This is a genomic window from Ectopseudomonas composti (assembly GCF_900115475.1).
Taxonomy (GTDB): Bacteria; Pseudomonadota; Gammaproteobacteria; order Pseudomonadales; family Pseudomonadaceae; genus Aquipseudomonas; species Aquipseudomonas composti.
On record NZ_FOWP01000001.1, the window covers coordinates 616395 to 636850 of the forward strand.

Consider the following 20456-nt stretch of genomic DNA (forward strand, 5'->3'; position numbering starts at 1 on the left):
CAAAGGGCACCAACCTCACCCCTTGCGCTTGGCCCAGGCGCCCAGCTCTTTCATCAGCACCCGCTCCTGCCCGGCGATGCCACGGAGCATCTTGGCAATCGGCCGGAAGTCCGGCGTCTCACCCTTGCTGCGGCTGGCGCGCACACAGGCCGAGGCGAACTGGCGCCAATCATCGCCCACCGCGGTCAGGCGCGACGAAGCCTCCTGCAGGCTGGCATCACCGATCTTTTCACCGGCCTCCTGCAGGAAGCTGGCATACATGAAACGAAACCCCGCACCGCCGGTACCGATTTCTTCCTGCATGCGCACGATATGGGTGAGGTACAGGCGGTTGTACTTGGCCTGCGCCGGGTCCAGCGACTCGACGCATTTGGCCAGGTGCTGGATGCCACGAATACCAATCCACGGCAGTGGCATGCCATCGAGGATGCGTGAGGTGGACAGCACGCTCTGGCGGATCAGGCGCTCCCAATCCTGGTCCGGCGACACGTCGTCGAGGTAGTACATCAGGCCCTTGGCCGCCAGCGCTCCCTTGGCGAAGCGCGCCTTCTGCAGGTCGGCGCTGGCACAACGCACCGGCTCCTCGAACACTGGGTCGCTGAGCAGGTACTCGTCGCCGTCGCGGCCGTAGGCCAGCAGGTTGTGGGCGTTGAAGTGAAAACGCATCTCCGGCGGGAAGTACGGCAGCCAGAACACCGAGCTTTGCAGGCCTGCCAGCCGACCACTGTCGAGTACCCGGTCGAGTTCGACACGCCCCTGCTCGGGTTTGGCGAAGGTGCGGCTGGTCAGGCGCACGCCGAGGCGTTTGCTCAGGGTCTTGATCAGGTGGCGCGGCGGCATGCGGTAGGCAATCAGCGGCATACCACCCAGTTTGACGATAGGCAGGTAGGCGAAGGCCAGACCCGATGCCAGGCCGAAGGCCATCGGCTCGCTCATTGGCAGACCGGCATGGGTGAGCAGGCTGGCCATGACGCCACTTTCGCAGTGGGCGCTCTGGCGGTGCTGGAACGCGGTCATGGCAACTCTCTCTGGTAGCGACGCAGCTCGTCGACGTTCAGGCCGAAGGCTTCGGCGTAGCGCGCCAGCACGGAGGCGCTCAGGCGGCGATAGATTTCCGGGCGGAAGTGGCGGCGCACCCGCCATTGCCACAGGCCGGTGATCTGCGCCAGCGCTGGTTCGTCCATGCGGTAGCGGTACATCAGGCACTTGAGCGGCGACTGCTCGCCACGCTGCCAGAGCGCCAGGGCTTCGGCCTCCTGGGCTTCGAGCTCGGCGACAGCGAGCAAAGTGGAATAGGCCTCCGGCTCCCAGCCATCGCTCTGGGTCCCCTGGTAATGGCCGCTGGCATCCACTGCGTAAACCAGCTTGCTATGGCCGCCATAGGTGGAGCTGTGATCCTGAGGAACTTCATCAAGCTTCATTGCCGACCACCGTCAGATGCATGAACGCACTGGAGAAACGCCCACTTTCGGGCACGTAGCAGAGCAGCCGCTGGCCGCTGCGCAAGCGACCACCATTGAACAGTTCTTCGAGGATGATGAAGATCGACGCCGCGCCGGTATTGCCCTTGCTGGTCAGGTTGGTGAACCAGTGCTCCATCGGGATCGGCAGGTCGACATTGGCCAGGCCCACGGCCAGCGGCTCGCGGAAGAACTCCGAGGAGTAGTGCGGCAGGAACCAGTCGATGTCAGCCACGCGCAGCTCGCGCCGCGCCATGATGCGCCGCAGCGCCTCTTCCACGGTGTATTTGACGATGTTCTCGTTGAGCAGTTTGACGTTCTGCTTGATCGCCATCACCGACTGCTTCGCGCGGTCGTCGGCGTCGTAACGGCTCCAGCCACGCAGGGTATCGTCCTGCATGTCGGCACCGGCATACATGCAGGGCGGCATCTGATCGGCGAAGGAGTAGATATCCAGCCAGTCGATGCGCAGGCTCAGGCCGCTCTGATTCGGGCGATCCTGCAGCAGCAAGGCGCCAGCACCATCGGAAAGCATCCAGCGCAGAAAATCCTTCTCGAAGGCGATCTCCGGGTGCTTTTCCAGCTCGTCGACGCGGCTTTCGTATTCGGCGTTGAAATTGCGCGCCTGCATCAGCGTCGAGGCGACCTCCGAACCACAGGCCACGGCCGTGCGGCTCTCGCCACTGGCCACGCTCATCCAGGCGTATTTCAACGCCGTCATCCCGCACAAGCAGATACCAGCGGTGGTCGCCACCTCGCAGGACGGATTGCCCAGCTCGCCATGCACCATCACGGCGTGCCCCGGCATCACTTGATCCGGCGACGAGGTGCTGGCCACCAGGCAATCAAGCTGGTTCAGTTCAAAACCCTCGCCCTGCAAGCCGCGTATCGCTTCGGCACTGAGCTGCGCATTGCTCATGCTCGGTTCGCCAGTCGCGGGGTCGATCACGTAGTGACGCTGCACGATGCCGTTGCGGCGCAGCACCAGCTTGCGCGCGCGCGACGGCTTGCCGCCGACCATGCCCAGGCGTGCCTCCATCTGCCCGTTGTCCACGGGCTCGTGCGGCAGGCACGCACTGATGCGATTGATGAATACGGGGTGAGCCACTGCAATACCTCGGGTCACTTCACTCGCCGGACGGGCCGGCAAAGTAGGCCTTCTCTCGCTGGATACGCGCCTTGAACAGCGGCGCCAGCAATTTTTTCAACAGCGCCGTGATCGGCACCACGGTCAGGATCAGGCAAATCAAAAACACGATGTACAGCACCAGCCCGGCGCCTCTGCGCCGGCTCTGCTGAGGGCCAAGCGCCGACAGCAGGCGGCTCCACAGGGTGAAGCTGCGATTGCCGACCTTTTCACTGGCGATCAGTTTTTCATCCACTTTCACCGCGCCCAAGCCAGCGAGCATCGGTGTATCGATAGGCTGTTGGTCAGCGAGCAGCCGGCGCGCCATAGCGTCGCCGAAACGACTGGCCGCCGCCAATTCCCGCTCGTCGATGCCGGCGCGCGGCACCCAGCTATAGGGCTTCTGCCGACCGGTGAACATCCACAGCGGCGTGGCCAGGAAGCTGGCGGCCGTACCGCAGGCATCGGTCAGCACCACGTTATCGACCAGCCTCGCGCCCAGCGCATGCAGGCGCGTCTTGACCTTTTCCTGCGCCATCAGCCACATGTTGCGGCAACCGATCAGCGTGACCACCGGCGTGCCCTTCAGCAGACGGGCGGCTTCGGGCGAGGCGAGAAAGCTGGTGCACGGCAAGGATGGCGAGAGGAACCACACCTGATAGGCCAGGATCACCAGGTCGTAGCGCTTGTCGGCGTCCACGGCCAGCGGCAGCAAGGGCTGCGGCTTCATCAGCACGGTTTCGGGAAAGATGCGAAAGAAACCGAGAAAAGGCCAAGGAAAGGGGAAAGGTTCGGCAGGTTGCAGCGCCAGGAAATCCACTTCGATGCCGTTGCACTCGCGCAACGGCGCACAGACCGATTGCGCCAAGCGGTCTAATTGGCCAGTCTGTGAGAAGTGGACGACTAAAACATGACGCATTCGCGGCGCATTCCCTGCAAAATGTGCAAATTATGCCACAGAGACTTCTTCAAACCGTAACCCGCCTGTGCCAACTTTGCCTATTGGTTCCGCTACTGGCTTGCCAGTCGATCCAGGCAGGCGACCTGCTGATCCGGGTAGAAGGCAAGCAGGATCAGGCAAATCTGTTCCTGGCGCTGGTACCCGCCGACCAGCAGGACTGGCAGCCCAGCCTGCGTGAACTGCAGGGGACGGAAGCACCACTGCGACTGAGCGACCTGCCGCCCGGTCGCTATGCCGTACAGGTGTTCCAGGACAGCAACGGTAACGGCCAGCTGGATCTCAGCCCGCGTGGCATTCCGCAGGAACCCGTAGGGTTCTCCGGCAATCCGTCGCTCTTCGGCGGCAAACCCACACCCGGCGACAGCCTGTTCGAGCATGGCACGACGGACAGCGTGATCAGCGTGCGTCTGATTCATCCGCGCAAGAAAAAGGAACCCGTGGCGCCGGTAGCACCTCGCAACGGTGATCGCTAGCGGCCAAGCAAACTGGCCGGGCCGCCCGATTACCGCTTACTGGTGATACTGCGCGGACAGCTCGTGCACGGCCTCGAAAAAGGCGCCCGCGTGGGCCGGGTCGACTTCCGGGGTGATGCCATGGCCGAGGTTGAACACATGGCCACTGCCAGCACCGTAGGCAGCGAGGATACGCGCCACCTCGGCACGAATCGCCGCCGGCTTGGCATAGAGCACCGCCGGGTCCATGTTGCCTTGCAGGGCGACCTTGGCACCGACACGGGCGCGAGCGCTGCCGATGTCGCAGGTCCAGTCCAGACCCAGCGCTTCTGCGCCGGTGTCTGCCAGGGATTCGAGCCACAGGCCACCGCCCTTGGTGAACAGAATCACCGGTACACGGCGGCCATCATGCTCGCGAATCAGGCCGTCGACGATCTTCTTCATGTAGGCCAGGGAGAATTCCTGATAGGCCGCCGCCGATAGCGCACCGCCCCAGGAATCGAAGATCTGCACCGCCTGCGCACCGGCAAGGATCTGGCCGTTCAGATAAGCGGTGACCGACTGCGCCAGCTTGTCGAGCAGCGCGTGCAAGGCTTGCGGGTTGTCGTAGAGCATGGCCTTGGTCTTGCGGAAGTCCTTCGACGAGCCGCCTTCGACCATGTAGGTGGTCAGCGTCCACGGACTGCCGGAGAAGCCGATCAGCGGCACGCGGCCATTGAGTTCACGACGAATGGTGCGCACGGCGTCCATCACGTAGCCCAGATCCTTCTCCGGGTCCGGCACGGGCAGTGCCTCGATGTCGGCCAGACTGCTGACTACCTTCTTGAAACGCGGCCCCTCGCCCGTCTCGAAGTACAGGCCCTGGCCCATGGCATCGGGGATAGTGAGGATGTCGGAGAACAGGATCGCCGCATCCAGTTGTGGGTAGCGATCCAGCGGCTGGATGGTGACCTCGCAGGCCAGCTCCGGGTTCTTCATCAGGCTCACGAAATCGCCGGCCTTGGCCCGGGTCGCGCGGTATTCCGGCAGATAGCGACCGGCTTGGCGCATCATCCAGATCGGCGTGACGTCCACGGGTTGCTTGAGCAGGGCACGCAGGAAACGGTCGTTCTTCAGGGCGGTCATGGCAGAGTCCTAGAAAAAAGTGCGGGCATTTTCGCAGAGCGCAAAACAAAAGGCACGGCGGGTGCCGTGCCTTTTGTCCATCGCGACGATATGCCGCGACAATTCACCAGCTGCGATAGGGCAAAAACTTGCCATTTAGCACGATCTGCACGCGGTCACCCTTGGGGTCGGCGACGCGGGAAATGTCCATGCTGAAGTCGATAGCACTCATGATGCCGTCGCCGAATTCTTCGTGGATCAGCTCTTTGATGGTCTCGCCATAGACGTTGATCATCTCGTAGAAGCGATAGATCAGCGGATCGGTGGGCACGGCCTTGTCCCAATGTTTGTGCGGGAACGCCTGCAGCGCAGCGGAGACTTCCTCCGGCAGCTCGAGGGTCTCGCACAGGGCGTCGGCGTTCACCTTGGGCATGCTGTTCATGCCCAGGCAGGCCGAAGTGGTCCACACCGGCGACATGCCGATGCCCTTGCCTATTTCCGCCCAATCCAGGCCGAGGCGCTCCTTGGCGGCGATGATGGTGCTACGCATTTCTTGCTTATCCATGGTGAAACTCCTTCACGGGGGTCAGAGGTACGACTCTGGCGGCCGCTACCGGCTCGTCCAGGGCGGGGTTGATTTCGGGCGGGAAGCCTTGCTCGTCGGCCACGGTGCGGCCGCGCAGCTCGTGCGAACGGTTCACCAGAAAGTCCACGAGGTGATTGCGGATGCGGTAGTACGCCGGGTGATGAATCACCTGGTCGCGCTGGCGTGGCCGCGGCAGGTCGATGCGTACTGACTCGGCGATGCGCGCCTGCGGGCCATTGGTCATCAGCAGGATGCGATCGGAGAGCAGGATCGCTTCGTCGACGTCATGGGTGATCATGAACACCGTCTGCTTGGTGGCGCTCCAGATCTTGAGCAGCTCATCCTGGATCACCCCGCGGGTCAGCGCGTCCAGTGCACCGAAGGGCTCATCGAGCAGCAGCAACTGTGGCTGGGTGGCGAAGGCGCGGGCGATGCTCACGCGCTGGCGCATGCCGCCGGACAGTTGCGCCGGCTTGCGCGCCTCGGAACCGCCCAGGCCGACCATTTCCAGGTACTTGCGGCTGTGTGCACGGCGCTGCTCCTTCGACCACTGCGGAAAACGCGCGCGCACGCCGAACTCTACGTTCTCCAGCGCGCTGAGCCAGGGCAGCAGGCTGTAGTTCTGGAACACCACGCCACGTTCGAGGCTGGGCCCGGCGACTTCCTTGCCGGCCATTTCCAGCGTGCCTTCGCTGAAGCTGTCGAGCCCGGCCAGGGCGTTGAGGATGGTCGATTTGCCGCAACCGGAGTGACCGATGATGCAAACAAACTCGCCCTGGTCGAGACCGAAGCTGACGTCCTCGAAGACCGTCAGCGGCTCGCTGCCGGTCTGCGGGAAGCGCTTGGCCAGGCGGCGGGCATCGAGAAAATAACGGGACATGACATCACTCCTGGTAGCTGACGAGACGGGCGACGCTGCCCAGCAGAAGGTCGAGCAACATGCCGACCACGCCGATCATCAGAATCGAGAAGATCACGCTGGCCAGGTTGAGGTTGTTCCACTCGTTCCACACGTAGTAGCCAATGCCGGTGCCACCGACGAGCATCTCGGCGGCGACGATCACCAGCCAGGCGATGCCCACCGAGATGCGCATGCCAGTGAGAATGGTCGGCATGGCCGCCGGCAGGATCACGCTGAACGCCGTGCGCAGTGGGCTCAGTTCATGGGTGCGGGCGACGTTGATCCAGTCGCGACGCACGCCAGCCACACCGAAGGCGGTGTTGAGCAACATTGGCCACACCGAGCAGATGAAGATCACGAAGATCGCCGAGGTCTGCGAATCCTTAATTACGAACAGCGCCAACGGCATCCAGGCCAGTGGCGAGATCGGCCGCAGAATCTGGATGAAGGGGTTGAGCGCGCGGTACATCAGCGGCGACATACCGATGACAAAGCCGACCGGGATCGCCACCAGCGCCGCCAGCAGGTAGCCGATCAGCACCCGGTACAGCGAATGCGCGAGCTGGATGCCGATGCCCTTGTCGTTCGGCCCGTTGTCATAGAACGGCTGGCTGAGCTCGGCGTAGGCATGCGCCAGCACCACCGAAGGCGGCGGCACCCGTGCTTCCTGCTCGGCTTCGCCCATCAGCAGGGCGTATTCGTCATCGGCACTGACCGCCACGCTGGCAGGCACTCGGCAGAGCACCTCCCAGATGGCGAGCAGCAGCACCAGCAACACCGCGGAGAGAATCGCCGCGCGCAGGGAAACGGACGCTTTCATCACGACCTCCGCATGGCGAAGCTGGCCAGATAACCGTCCGGATCAGCCGGGTCGAAGGGTTTGCCCATCACGCTGAAGGACTTGTAGGCATCGGCCGGTACCGGCAGACCGAGTTCCTTCATCACCTTGCCGGCGTCAGCCGCAAGGAACACCCGCTCGGCGATGTTGCGGTAGTCGATATCGCCCTGTAGATAGCCCCAGCGTTTCATCTGGGTGAGGATCCACACCGCCATCGACTGCCAGGGGAACGGATCGAAGTCGATGCGCTGCGGCTCGTCATGGATGTTGCCCAGGCCATCGGCGTAGCGCCCACTGAGCACCTGCTGCACCACCGGCACCGGCTGGTTGAGGTAGTTGCGGGTCGAGATCGCCTCGGCCACCGCCTTGCGGTTCTCGGCCTTGGAGGAGTATTGCGTGGCGTCGATCAGCGCATGCAGCAAAGCGCTGTAGGTATTGGGGTTCTCGTTGACGAAGCGCTGGCTGCAGGCGAAGGCGCAGCACGGATGGCCTGGCCACAGCTCCTTGGTCAGCAGGTGGATGAAGCCGACTTTCTCCCACACCGCGCGCTGGTTAAACGGATCCGGCGAGAGGAAGCCATCGAGGTTGCCAGCACGCAGGTTGGCGACCATCTCCGGTGGTGGAACCACGCGGATTTGAATGTCGCGATCCGGGTCCAGACCGTGCTCGGCGACGTAATAGCGCAGCAGGAAGTTGTGCATCGAGTATTCGAACGGCACACCGAAGCGCATGCCCTTCCACAGCTTCGGATCGCGCTTGTCCTGGTGCTGCATGCCGAGCACGATGGCCTGGCCGTTGACGTTTTCCAGCGCCGGCATGACGAAGGGCGTCTGCGTCGAACCCAGCCCCAGGCTGATGGCCAGCGGCATCGGCGAAAGCATGTGCGAGGCGTCGTATTCGCCAGCCAGCGACTTGTCGCGCGCCACCGCCCAGCCGGCGGTCTTCACCGTTTCCACCTCCAACCCGTACTTGGCGTAGAAGCCCATCGGCTCGGCCATGATGATCGGCGTGGCGCAGGTGATGGGCACGAAGCCAATCTTCAGCTTGGTCTTCTCCAACGGACCGAGGCTGTCCTTGACTGCCGCCTTGACCGCATCCAGCGGAATCATGCTGCCCAGAATCGCCGCCGCGACACCGCCACCGATCATTCCCATGAAACTGCGCCGGGAGAAATCGTTATGGCCGAACACACCGCGCACGATGGCGTTCTCCACGGCGCGATCGAGCATGGCTTCGCTGCTATCGGGCAGCGCAGCGGCACTCGGCGTGCAACGCTGACAGGCACACCCGGCGGCATGGGACAGCTCGCTGTCGGGGCTGAATGGGTCGTCCAGGCTGTTGACGCTCATCGTGATCACTCCTGCGATGGCCTGCCCCATATTGGTGAGGCGGGCGCTGACTGGGCTGGGCCATTGCTGGCCGGTTCATGTCAGCTATTGCAGGAGCTGTACCAGCTCGAAAATAGAAATAAGCAATTGAAAAATAAAGACTTTTAACAATTCTTATAAATACGAAATTTCGTCATTCACGAGAGTTCGTCAGCTGGGAAAACGATATTTCGTCAACTGGCACGCCCTTTGGATAACGACCTGAAAGGCCAATCCCGAGAGCTCCGCGATGCCCGCCCCCAATGCCGCCAGCCAGTTGTTGCTGCAACACATGCAGAGCGCCAGCCTGGTCATCGACCCAACCCACGACCGCATCCTGCATGCCAATCCAGCCTGCTGCGCCCTGCTCGGCTGGCCGTTGGATGAACTGCTCGCACTGCGCGCCAGCCGTCTCTGGGCGCATGACCTGGGGGCACTGGTGACCTTCACCGAGGAAGTGCAGGTGCGTGGCAATGCCTGGCGTGACGGCCTCGGGCTGCTGCGTCGCGATGGCGAACGCCTAGAGGTGGAAATCGACGGCAGCCGGCTGGCGCATGATGGCGCCACCCTGCTCGGCCTGCTGATCCAGCAGCGCCGCCGCCTCGACGCCCTGCGCGGGCTCGCCGAGGCCGAGCGCTATCAACGTCAGGGGCTGCTCGAATGGCAGGGTGTGGAACGCATCTTCCGCCAGTTCGAGCGGCAGAATCAGTTGATCCTCGGCGCCGCTGGCGAGGGCATCTACGGTGTCAACCGCAAGGGCGAGACCACCTTCGTCAATCCGGCGGCCGAGCGCATTCTCGGCTGGCGTGCCGACGACCTGATCGGCCACAACATTCACGACCTGATTCACCACCACCATCCCGACGGCAGCAACTACGACGGTCATACCTGCCCAATCTACGCCGCCTTCAATGACGGCGAGGTGCATCAGGTGGCAGACGAGGTGTTCTGGAACAAGGACGGCAAACCGATCCCGGTGGATTACACCAGTACGCCGCTGCGTGACGACGGTGAACTGGTCGGCGCCGTGGTGGTATTTCGCGACATCAGCGAGCGCCTGGAAACCGAGCGCCGGCTGCGCCAGGCACTGAGCGAGGTGCAGCAGCTCAAGCAACGCCTGGAACTGGAGAATGCCTACCTGCAGGAAGAGATTCGCGGCGAGTACGCCCAGCATGATCTGGTCGGACGCAGCGCGGCCATGCAGCAGGTGATCCATCAGATCGAACTGGTCGCCCCCACCGGCGCCAACGTGCTGATCACCGGCGAGTCAGGCACCGGCAAGGAGCTGATCGCCCGCGCCATTCACGACAACAGCGGGCGCAGCCGCCGCCCGTTGATCCGGGTGAACTGCGCGGCGGTGCCGCGCGAACTGTTCGAGAGCGAGTTCTTCGGCCATATCCGCGGCGCCTTCACCGGCGCGCTGAACGACCGCGTCGGGCGCTTCGAACTGGCCGATGGCGGCACGCTGTTTCTCGACGAGGTCGGCGAAATTCCCCTGGAGCTGCAGAGCAAGCTGCTGCGCGTGCTGCAGGAACAACAACTAGAACGGGTTGGCGACAACCGCACCCGCCAGGTGGATGTGCGCGTGATCGCCGCCACCAACCGCGACCTGCGCCAGGAAGTGCGTGCCGGCCGCTTCCGTGAAGACCTGTACTTTCGCCTCAACGTCTTCCCCATCGAGTCGGCGCCGCTGCGTCAGCGCCCGGAAGACATTCCGCCCCTGGCCCAGCATTTTCTCAGCCGCGCCTGTCGCCAGCTCAACCGCCCTGAGCCCAGCCTACGCCTGGCCGACATCCAGCGCCTGCAAGCCTATTCCTGGCCGGGCAACATTCGTGAACTGGAGAACCTGATCGAGCGCGCGGTGATCATTTCTCCCGGCGCCCGACTGCGCCTGGATCTGCCCAACGACTACGGCAACGACGCACCGTCGCAGCCACCGGTCGAACAGGAAATGCGGATTTTCACCCAGGGCGAGCAACGCCGGCAGATGCGCGAAAACCTGATCGCGGCGCTGACGGCCTGTGCAGGCCGAATATCGGGGAAGGACGGTGCGGCGCGGTTGCTGGAGCTGAAGCCAACGACCTTGCGCTCACGCCTGGAGAGCTTCGCCATCGACCCACGCGACTATCGACCGGGGAGGTCGCAGCCGCGCGGATACGAGACGAATCAGACGCCGAGGTAGTCGAGGATGCCTTCGGCGGCGTTGCGGCCTTCGAAGATCGCCGTTACTACCAGGTCAGAACCGCGCACCATGTCGCCACCAGCGAAGATCTTCGGGTTACTGGTCTGGTGCTTGAACTGCGACTGCTCGGGCGCCACGACGCGGCCCTGGCTGTCGGTCTGGATCTCGAACTGCTCGAACCAGGGCGCCGGGCTCGGACGGAAACCGAAGGCGATCAGCACGGCTTCTGCCGGAATGACTTCCTCGGAACCCGGGATCGGCTCGGGGCTGCGGCGGCCACGGGCATCCGGCTCGCCGAGACGGGTCTCGACCACCTTGATGCCTTCTACCTTGCCGTCGCCAACGATGGCGATGGGCTGGCGGTTGAAGAGGAACTTCACGCCCTCTTCCTTGGCATTCTTCACTTCCTTGCGCGAGCCCGGCATGTTCTCTTCGTCACGACGGTAGGCGCAGGTCACGGCCTTGGCGCCCTGACGGATCGAGGTGCGGTTGCAGTCCATCGCGGTGTCGCCACCGCCCAGTACCACAACGCGCTTGCCCTTCATGTCGATGAAATCTTCCGGCGACTTCTCGAAACCGAGGTTGCGATTGACGTTGGCGATGAGGAAGTCCAGCGCGTCGTACACGCCTGGCAGGTCCTCGCCCGGAAAGCCACCTTTCATGTAGGTGTAGGTGCCCATGCCCATGAACACGGCATCGTACTCATCCAGCAGTTGCTGCATGGTCACGTCCTTGCCGATCTCGGTGTTCAGGCGGAACTCGATGCCCATGCCAGTGAAGATCTCACGGCGGCGGCTGAGCACGGTCTTTTCCAGCTTGAACTCGGGAATACCGAAGGTCAGCAGGCCACCGATTTCCGGGTTCTTGTCGAACACCACCGGGGTCACGCCGTTGCGCACCAGCACGTCGGCACAACCCAGGCCGGCCGGACCAGCACCGATCACGGCAACACGCTTGCCGGTCGGCACGACCCGCGACATGTCCGGGCGCCAGCCCATGGCGAACGCGGTGTCGGTGATGTACTTCTCCACCGAACCGATGGTCACTGCGCCGAAGCCATCATTGAGGGTGCACGCACCTTCGCACAGACGGTCCTGCGGGCACACACGGCCGCAGACTTCCGGCAGGGTGTTGGTCTGGTGCGACAGCTCGGCGGCGGCGAGGATGTTGCCCTCGGAGACCAACTTGAGCCAATTGGGAATGAAGTTGTGCACCGGGCACTTCCACTCGCAATAGGGGTTGCCGCAGCCCAGGCAGCGATGCGCCTGGTCAGCAGCTTGCGCCGGCTTGAAGTTGTCGTAGATCTCGACGAATTCCTTCTTGCGCTGACGCAGCAGTTTCTTCTTCGGGTCTTTGCGCCCAACTTCGATGAACTGGAAGTCGTTATTCAGACGTTCAGTCATTGCATTACCTCGTTACAGCAGCGGCAAGCTTCAAGCTGCAAGCTGCAAGACAATCACGTTGTATCGACAAGCCCGGAGCTGCTTTTAACTTGCAGCTTGGGGCTTGTCGCTTGCGGCTTTACTGCGGGTTGGCACGGGTGCTGGACAGCAGCGATTTCAAGCTGGCCGCTTTCGGTTTCACCAGCCAGAACTTGCGCAGGTAGTCGTCCAGATTTTCCAGCAGGTTCTGCCCCCACTCGCTACCGGTTTCTTCGACGTACTCGGCGAGCACGTTTTCGAGGTGGCTGCGGTAGGCCTCCATCGCTTCATTATTGATGCGTTGGATTTCCACCAGCTCGTGGTTGACGCGGTCGTAGAAGCCGTTGTCCATATCGAGCACGTAGGCGAAGCCGCCGGTCATGCCCGAGCCGAAGTTGTAGCCGGTCTTGCCCAGTACGCAGACGAAACCGCCGGTCATGTACTCGCAGCAGTGGTCGCCAGTACCTTCCACCACGGCATGGGCGCCGGAGTTACGCACAGCGAAACGTTCACCCGCGGTGCCGGTGGCGAACAGCTTGCCGCCAGTGGCGCCGTACAGGCAGGTGTTGCCGATGATGGCGCTGTCCTCGGTGGCGAACGGGCTGCCTGCAGGCGGGGTGATGACGATCTTGCCTGCGGTCATGCCCTTGCCGACGTAGTCGTTGGCGTCGCCTTCCAGGCGCAGGTGCAGACCACCGGCGTTCCACACACCGAAGCTCTGACCAGCAGTGCCCTTGAAGCGGAAGGTGATCGGCGCACCGTTCATGCCCTGGTTGCCATGCACGCGTGCGATTTCACCGGAAATGCGCGCACCGATGGAGCGGTCGCAGTTGCCGATGTTCAACTCGAACTCACCGCCGGTCTTGCCAGCGATGGCGTCCTTGGCCATTTCCACCATCTTCTCGGCCAGCAGGCCTTCGTCGAACGGCGGGTTTTTCGGCACTTGGCAGAACTGCGGCTTGTCAGCCGGGATATGCGCGCTGGCCAGCAGCGGCGACAGATCCAGGTTGCCCTGCTTGGCGGTTTCGCCCGGCAGCACTTCGAGCAGGTCGGTACGCCCGATCAGCTCTTCCAGGCTGCGCACACCCAGCTTGGCCAGCCACTCGCGGGTTTCCTCGGCGACGTAGGTGAAGAAGTTCATCACCATCTCGACGGTGCCGATGAAGTGATCCTTGCGCAGCTTGTCGTTCTGCGTGGCCACGCCGGTGGCGCAGTTGTTCAGGTGGCAGATGCGCAGGTATTTGCAGCCCAGGGCCACCATCGGCGCGGTACCGAAGCCGAAACTCTCGGCGCCGAGGATGGCTGCCTTGATCACGTCCAGACCGGTTTTCAGACCACCGTCGGTCTGTACCCGAACCTTGCCGCGCAGGTCGTTGCCACGCAGGGTCTGGTGGGTTTCGGCCAGGCCCAGCTCCCACGGCGCACCGGCATAGCGAATGGAGGTCAGCGGCGATGCACCGGTACCACCGTCGTAACCGGAGATGGTGATCAGGTCGGCATAGGCCTTGGCCACGCCAGCGGCGATGGTGCCGACACCGGCTTCCGCCACCAGTTTGACCGACACCAGCGCCTTCGGGTTGACCTGCTTGAGGTCATAGATCAGCTGCGCCAGGTCTTCGATCGAGTAGATATCGTGGTGCGGCGGCGGCGAAATCAGGGTCACGCCCGGCACCGCGTAGCGCAGCTTGGCGATCAGACCGTTGACCTTGCCGCCCGGCAGTTGGCCGCCCTCACCGGGCTTGGCGCCCTGGGCCACCTTGATCTGCAGTACTTCGGCGTTGACCAGGTATTCCGGGGTCACGCCAAAGCGGCCGGTAGCCACCTGCTTGATCTTCGAGCTCTTGATGGTGCCGTAGCGGGCCGGGTCTTCGCCGCCCTCGCCGGAGTTGGAGCGGCCACCCAGGCGGTTCATCGCCTCGGCCAGCGCCTCGTGCGCCTCCGGCGACAGCGCGCCGAGGGAGATACCGGCGGCGTCGAAGCGCTTGAAGATCGACTGCAGCGGCTCGACTTCATCCAGCGCGATTGGCGAGGTGGATTCCTTGACCTTGAGCAGGTCGCGGATCATCGATACCGGGCGAGTGTCGACCAGCTTCGAGTATTCCTTGTACTTCTCGTAGTTGCCCTGCTGCACGGCGTCCTGCAGCGTGCGTACCACGTCCGGGTTGTAGGCGTGGTATTCGCCGCCGTAGACGAACTTGAGCAGGCCGCCCTGCTGGATCGACTTGCGGTTGTTCCAGGCCTCAAAGGACAGCAGCTTCTGCTCACTTTCGATGTCGACGAAACGCGCGCCCTGGATGCGGCTGGCCACACCACGGAAGCACAGTTCGGTGACTTCGTCGGCCAGGCCGACCGCTTCGAACAGTTGCGCACCGCGGTAGGACGCGACCGTGGAGATGCCCATCTTCGACAGGATCTTCAGCAGGCCCTTGGAAATGCCCTTGCGGTAGTACTTGAACACTTCGTACAGATCGCCCAGCACTTCGCCGGTGCGGATCAGATCGCCCAGCACTTCGTAAGCCAGGAACGGATAAACCGCCGAGGCACCGAAGCCCAGCAGCACGGCGTAGTGGTGCGGGTCACGCGCGGTGGCGGTTTCCACCAGGATGTTGCAGTCGCAACGCAGGCCTTTCTCGGTCAGACGGTGGTGCACGGCGCCAGTGACCAGCGCGGCATGCGCCGGCAGCTTGCCCGGGGCGATGTGACGGTCGGTCAGCACCAGCAGCACCTTGCCAGCACGCACGGCTTCCTCGGCCTGGTCGGCCATGTTGCGCACGGCGGCTTCCAGTCCCAGCGACTCGTCGTAGTTCATGTCGATGACATGACGGTCGAAGCCGGGACGATCCAGGTTCATCAACGCGCGCCACTTGGCCGGCGAGATCACCGGGCTGCTGAGGATCACGCGGGTGGCGTGCTCCGGCGACTCGCTGAAGATATTGCGCTCGGCGCCCAGGCAGATTTCCAGGGACATGACGATCGCTTCGCGCAGCGGGTCGATCGGCGGGTTGGTGACCTGCGCGAACTGCTGGCGAAAGTAATCGTAAGGCGAGCGCACGCGCTGGCTGAGCACCGCCATCGGCGTGTCGTCACCCATGGAGCCGACGGCCTCCTGGCCCTGCTCGCCGAGCGGACGCAGCACCTGGTCACGCTCCTCGAAGGTGACCTGGAACATCTTCATGTACTGCTTGAGCTGATCCGGGTCATAGAAGGCCGAACCGTGGTCGCGATCTTCCAGCGTCGCCTTGATGCGCTGGGCATGCTTACGCAGCCACAGCTTGTACGGATGACGCGACTTCAGACGGCTGTCGATGGACTCGGTGTCCAGCACCTGGCCGGTCTCGGTGTCGACGGCGAGAATCTGCCCCGGACCGACCCGGCCCTTGGCGATGACGTCTTCGGGCTGGTAATCCCACACGCCGATTTCCGACGCCAGGGTGATGTAGCCGTTCTTGGTGGTGACCCAACGCGCCGGGCGCAGACCGTTACGGTCGAGCAGGCACACGGCATGGCGACCATCGGTCAGCACCACGCCGGCCGGGCCATCCCAGGGCTCCATGTGCATGGAGTTATATTCGTAGAACGCGCGCAGGTCGGCGTCCATGGTCTCGACGTTCTGCCAGGCCGGCGGAATGATCATGCGCAGGCCGCGGAACAGGTCGATGCCACCGGTGACCATCAGCTCGAGCATGTTGTCCATGCTCGAGGAGTCGGAGCCGACACGGTTGACCAGAGGGCCCAACTCGTCGAGATCAGGGATCAACTCGTTGGCGAACTTGGTGCGACGGGCCTGCGCCCAGTTGCGGTTTCCAGTGATGGTGTTGATCTCGCCGTTGTGCGCGAGATAACGGAAAGGTTGCGCCAGCGGCCATTTCGGCAGCGTGTTGGTGGAGAAACGCTGGTGGAAGACCGCGATGGCGGTCTGCAGGCGCTCGTCACCCAGATCCGGATAGAACTGCTGCAGATCCGCCGGCATCATCAGACCTTTGTAGATGATGGTCTTGTGCGAGAAGCTGCAGATGTAGTGATCGCTGTCATCGGCATTGGCCACCGACGAACGACGACGAGCACTGAACAGCTTGATGGCGAATTCCTGGTCGCTCAGACCCTCGCCACCGATGAACACTTGCTCGATCTGCGGCAGACGCTCAAGCGCCAACCTACCGAGCACGCTGGTGTCGATCGGTACCTTGCGCCAGCCCACCAGTTGCAGGCCGGCAGCCTGAATTTCGCGGTTCATGTTCTCGCGCGCAGTCTCGGCCTTGGCCGAATCCTGATTGAAGAACACCATGCCCACGGCATATTGCCCAGGCAGTTCGACACCGAATTGCTCCTGGGCGATGGCGCGCAGGAATTGATCAGGCTTCTGGATCAGCAGGCCGCAACCATCACCGGTTTTGCCGTCGGCGTTGATACCACCGCGGTGGGTCATGCAGGTGAGGGCTTCAATAGCGGTATTGAGCAGGTGATGACTAGGTTCACCTTGCATGTGGGCGATCAAGCCAAAGCCGCAGTTATCCTTGAACTCATCAGGACGGTACAAACCTGCTTTCATAGGGGAACTCTCACCAGGCTGCCTAAACATCAGGCAAATTACTTTCTAATTCAATTACTTAAACCCGAAAAGCGGGCACGGGCCAGCTTTGCGTGGGCAAAAGGGAGGTCATTGTACATATCCCCCCATGGCGTCACAAATTTTCGTGACGAGGGGGTGAAAATTAATGTCGCAAAAACGAAGGATAAGACCGCGAGGTCGTGCTAACGACCAGGCGGTCATCTTGCGACAGAGCGCTTAGCGACTCATTTCCTGCTGGATACTGCCCAAGGTACGAGGCCAGGGCTTGCCCGCCTGCAGCTTGGCAGGCAGGGTTTTCACAGCCGCCTGAGCCGCGTCGCGACTGGAAAAACTACCATAGGTCAGTACATACAGCGGCTGCCCCTGGTGGATCTTCTTGAAGTAGCGGTATTCGCCGCCACCCTCGCGCACCAGCGCCTGAATATTGGCCTCCGAGCGCGAACCGACTACCTGCAAGGCATAGCGCGACGCCGATTGCTGCGCGTACCAGCTACCCGAGGCAGCACTCGGGGTAGCAGCCGGGGCGGGGGCAGGCTTGGCTGCCGGCGCAGGGGACGGAGTCACCGGCTTCGGCGCAGCAGACTCAGGCTGCTTCGCAGGTACAGATGCAGGTGCAGGTGCAGGTGCAGGTGCAGGTGCAGGTGCAGGTGCAGGTGCAGGTGCAGCAGCGATTGGAGCCGTCGGCGCGGTCACTGTCGAGGGCTCAGGCGATGCCGGTGGCTCGAAGCTGTCCAACTCCTCACCCGCCGCTTCAGCCAGCGGCTGGCGAATCACCGTCTGCGACTCTCCCACCAATGGCAACGGCAGCGGCTGGCTGGCGCCCGCAAATTCAATGGCGGGTGCACGGCTCTCGGCAGCCGGGGCCTGCGCCGCCCCTTCAGCCTCTACGGCTGGTGCAGAGGACTGCAGAGGCAATGAGGTGTTGCTGGCAACCGGCGCAGATGAAGTGGATTCGCGACCCTGCATGAACCACGCAGCGGCAACGCCCACCAACACGACAGCCAATGCCAGCAGATGCTTCTTCGGCAACGCGAAGCCGCCACCCGGCCCGCGCCCAGCGGAACGCTGCGCGAGCATCTGCTCAACTAGCAGCTCGCGAGCCTCCTGATTGATCGCCCCTGGCCAGCCCTGAGAGCGTGCATGGATATCTTCGATCTGCTCCTCGGCCAGCAGATCGATATCCTGACCAGCACCCTGGAGTCGCTGCGCCAGATATTCACGCGTCTCGTCCTCACCATAGGGCTGCAGCTCGATGGCGTGATAGCACTCTTCACCGCCCGCCAAAGCCTCCAGCCGAGCCAGCAGCTCCTGCTCGGCGAACAGAAAGACATGAGGACGCCCCTCGTCCCCACCCGCAGCAAGCACCAACAGATTTTTCAGGGCCACGTCGTCCAACTGATCCGCGTCATCGATCAGCAGATAAACTTCCTGCCCCGTCAGCGCCAACTGCCCGACTTGCGCCAGAATCGAGCGCACATCGGCTTGTGCGATGGACAAGCCTTGCGCCACTTGACGCAGCAGCGCCTCACTACCGGTAACACCCTGAGCGACGACGACACTCTGCACCGCCTGCTTGTTGGTGCTAGCGACCAATGCCTGTCGCAACAGCGTTTTACCACTGCCCTCAGGCCCAACTACCGCCAGCAGGAGCTGACTGTATCGCGCGAGATGGTGCAACTGCCCCAACACCGGCTTGCGCTGGGCCGGGAAGAACTTGAAGCCGGGTACGCGCGGCGCAAACGGGTCGTGACTGAACTGGTAATGGGCCAGGAAAGCTTCATCAGCATGCAAACTGGTCATGAATCACTCTTCAAGAGTTGGACGACTGAACCAACGCTGCGTAATCGCTACGCAGTGTGGCGTCGAGAATTTCACGCGGATAATCAGAGGTCACCACCGCCTCACCCAGGCGCTTGAGCAACACGAGGCGCAATTGCCCGTCGAGGACCTTCTTGTCTACCGCCATATGCTCCAGGAACTGCTCTGGCGTCATATCCTGCGGGGGTACGACCGGCAGCCCGGCAGCCTGCAGCAGGCATACACCTCGGTCACGGTCTTGCGTCGACAGCCAGCCCAACCGATGAGACATCTCCAGCGCCATCACCGTTCCGACAGCGACAGCCTCGCCGTGCAACCAGACACCGTAGCCCTGCTCGGTCTCGATGGCATGCCCGAAGGTATGGCCCAGGTTCAGGGTCGCTCGCACACCTGCCTCACGCTCGTCAGCACCAACGACACGCGCCTTGGCCACACATGATCTCTCGATGGCATAGGTCAGCGCTGCATTATCCAGAGCACGCAAAGCAGACATATTGCTTTCGAGCCAACCGAGGAAAGGCTCATCGCAGATCAGGCCGTACTTGATCACCTCAGCCAGACCCGCTGATAACTCGCGCGACGGCAAGGTACGCAGACTGCCAGTATCGATCAGCACAGCCTTGGGCTGATAGAAAGCGCCGACCATATTCTTGCCCAGCGGATGATTGATGCCGGTCTTGCCGCCCACCGACGAATCCACCTGCGAAAGCAGGGTCGTTGGCACCTGAATGAAGTCCACGCCACGCTGGTAGCACGCCGCTGCGAAGCCCGCCATATCACCAATGACGCCTCCGCCCAGTGCGATAACAGTAGTTCGCCTGTCATGCCGGGCAGTCAAAAGTCCGTCAAAAATCAGCTGCAGGGTTTCCCAGTTCTTGAACGCTTCGCCATCAGGTAAAACTACTGAAGCGACCTTGAATCCTTCCAGAGCGTGCAGCAGCGTTTCCAGATACAAAGGCGCCACGGTCTCATTAGTGACCACCGCCACCTGCCGCCCAGCGATATGACGAGTAAGCAACGCGGACTGCGCCAACAAGCCATCGCCAATGTAGATGGGATAACTGCGCTCGCCGAGTTCAACTTGAAGAGTCTGCATGAGGCCCCCGTAATAGAAAGGCCACTAGGATAGCGCAGTTCGCCCCGCGCTTTAACGGGGCGACAGGGCGTCCAGGCGCGAGAGAATTTCCTGAACCACCATACGCGGGGGACGCTCGTCCGTCTCGATGATGATATCGGCAACCTCCCGGTACAGCGGATCACGCATGGCCATCAGGTCACTGAGCACCTGAGCAGGATTAGGTGCACGCAACAAAGGACGGTTTCGGTCACGCGACGTGCGGTCGATCTGCTGCTCCACCGAGGTATGCAAGTAAACAACACGCCCACCGGCATGCAGCGCCTGACGGTTCTCTGGGCGCATGACTGCACCACCGCCAGTAGCCAGCACAAGACCGTCCTGCATCGAAAGCTCGGCGATCACCGCCTGCTCTCGCTCACGAAAACCCTGCTCCCCCTCAACATCGAAGATCCAGGGAATATCGGCACCGGTACGCTGCTCGATCTCCTTGTCGGAGTCCTTGAAAGGCAAACGCAGTTCTTTAGCAAGCAAACGCCCGATGGTGCTCTTTCCAGCTCCCATCGGGCCAACGAGGATTACATTCCGCACTTAG

16 protein-coding genes are annotated in these 20456 nt (G+C 62.6%); 2 read left to right on the forward strand and 14 right to left on the reverse strand.

The features are described 5' to 3' along the window. Positions 1-15: 15 nt before the first annotated feature. From BM059_RS02715 to BM059_RS02730, 4 genes are read right to left on the reverse strand one after another with little or no spacing between them, the layout of a single operon-like run. The gene (locus BM059_RS02715; protein ID WP_074936549.1) at positions 16-1017 is read right to left on the reverse strand and encodes a BtrH-related acyltransferase DarH; all 1002 of its coding nucleotides are present in this window, start codon (positions 1015-1017) and stop codon (positions 16-18) included. After that, a complete protein-coding gene (locus BM059_RS02720) occupies positions 1014-1421 on the reverse strand; it encodes a DarG family dialkylresorcinol biosynthesis protein (RefSeq protein ID WP_074936551.1) in 408 nt (135 codons plus the stop codon). Before BM059_RS02720 ends, BM059_RS02715 begins: the two co-directional genes overlap by 4 nt. Then, positions 1411-2568 carry a beta-ketoacyl-ACP synthase III gene (locus BM059_RS02725; RefSeq protein ID WP_074936553.1) on the reverse strand — a complete coding sequence of 386 codons (1158 nt, stop codon included), beginning with the start codon at positions 2566-2568 and terminating at the stop codon, positions 1411-1413. The genes BM059_RS02720 and BM059_RS02725 overlap by 11 nt, the downstream gene beginning before the upstream one ends. A gap of 19 nt (positions 2569-2587) precedes the next feature. Beyond that, entirely contained in the window at positions 2588-3505 is a 918-nt protein-coding gene (locus BM059_RS02730; protein ID WP_074936555.1) for a hypothetical protein, read from the reverse strand. Between the two features lie 32 nt (positions 3506-3537). Between BM059_RS02730 and BM059_RS02735 the strand changes: the two genes are divergently transcribed. Beyond that, positions 3538-4020, forward strand: coding sequence for a DUF2141 domain-containing protein (locus BM059_RS02735; RefSeq protein ID WP_244154367.1), 483 nt, complete (start codon positions 3538-3540; stop codon positions 4018-4020). A gap of 36 nt (positions 4021-4056) precedes the next feature. Here the strand turns inward: BM059_RS02735 and hemE are convergent, their stop codons facing one another. The 5 genes from hemE to BM059_RS02760 form a co-directional block, all read right to left on the reverse strand. Then, positions 4057-5124: a uroporphyrinogen decarboxylase gene (gene hemE / locus BM059_RS02740; RefSeq protein WP_074936559.1), complete on the reverse strand. Its 1068-nt coding sequence runs from the start codon at positions 5122-5124 to the stop codon at positions 4057-4059. Between the two features lie 103 nt (positions 5125-5227). Next, complete coding sequence (cynS, locus tag BM059_RS02745) at positions 5228-5668, reverse strand: cyanase (protein ID WP_074936561.1); 441 nt, start codon at positions 5666-5668, stop codon at positions 5228-5230. After that, complete coding sequence (locus BM059_RS02750) at positions 5661-6569, reverse strand: ABC transporter ATP-binding protein (protein WP_074936563.1); 909 nt, start codon at positions 6567-6569, stop codon at positions 5661-5663. The genes cynS and BM059_RS02750 overlap by 8 nt, the downstream gene beginning before the upstream one ends. Before the next feature lie 4 nt (positions 6570-6573). After that, positions 6574-7410 (reverse strand): nitrate ABC transporter permease, encoded by an 837-nt coding sequence (ntrB, locus tag BM059_RS02755; protein ID WP_074936565.1) that lies wholly within the window; start codon positions 7408-7410, stop codon positions 6574-6576. Then, on the reverse strand, positions 7410-8777 hold the full coding sequence (locus tag BM059_RS02760; protein WP_074936567.1) for a CmpA/NrtA family ABC transporter substrate-binding protein: 1368 nt from the start codon (positions 8775-8777) through the stop codon (positions 7410-7412). Before BM059_RS02760 ends, ntrB begins: the two co-directional genes overlap by 1 nt. 268 nt (positions 8778-9045) lie before the next feature. Here BM059_RS02760 and BM059_RS02765 point away from each other — a divergent pair, with 268 nt between their 5' ends. Further along, positions 9046-10977 carry a sigma 54-interacting transcriptional regulator gene (locus tag BM059_RS02765; RefSeq protein ID WP_074936569.1) on the forward strand — a complete coding sequence of 644 codons (1932 nt, stop codon included), beginning with the start codon at positions 9046-9048 and terminating at the stop codon, positions 10975-10977. Here BM059_RS02765 and BM059_RS02770 read toward each other — a convergent pair. The 5 genes from BM059_RS02770 to aroK form a co-directional block, all read right to left on the reverse strand. Further along, the gene (locus BM059_RS02770) at positions 10962-12380 is read right to left on the reverse strand and encodes an FAD-dependent oxidoreductase (protein ID WP_074936571.1); all 1419 of its coding nucleotides are present in this window, start codon (positions 12378-12380) and stop codon (positions 10962-10964) included. The two genes, BM059_RS02765 and BM059_RS02770, sit on opposite strands and share 16 nt — an antisense overlap. Positions 12381-12498: 118 nt before the next feature. Continuing rightward, complete coding sequence (gene gltB, locus BM059_RS02775; protein WP_037000433.1) at positions 12499-16947, reverse strand: glutamate synthase large subunit; 4449 nt, start codon at positions 16945-16947, stop codon at positions 12499-12501. A 237-nt stretch (positions 16948-17184) separates the two neighbouring features. Beyond that, entirely contained in the window at positions 17185-18768 is a 1584-nt protein-coding gene (locus BM059_RS02780; RefSeq protein ID WP_074936573.1) for an AAA family ATPase, read from the reverse strand. Positions 18769-18778: 10 nt separating this feature from the next. Continuing rightward, positions 18779-19882 carry a 3-dehydroquinate synthase gene (gene aroB, locus BM059_RS02785; protein WP_074936575.1) on the reverse strand — a complete coding sequence of 368 codons (1104 nt, stop codon included), beginning with the start codon at positions 19880-19882 and terminating at the stop codon, positions 18779-18781. A gap of 51 nt (positions 19883-19933) precedes the next feature. Further along, positions 19934-20452: a shikimate kinase AroK gene (gene aroK / locus BM059_RS25575; RefSeq protein WP_074936577.1), complete on the reverse strand. Its 519-nt coding sequence runs from the start codon at positions 20450-20452 to the stop codon at positions 19934-19936. Between the last annotated feature and the right edge of the window lie 4 nt (positions 20453-20456).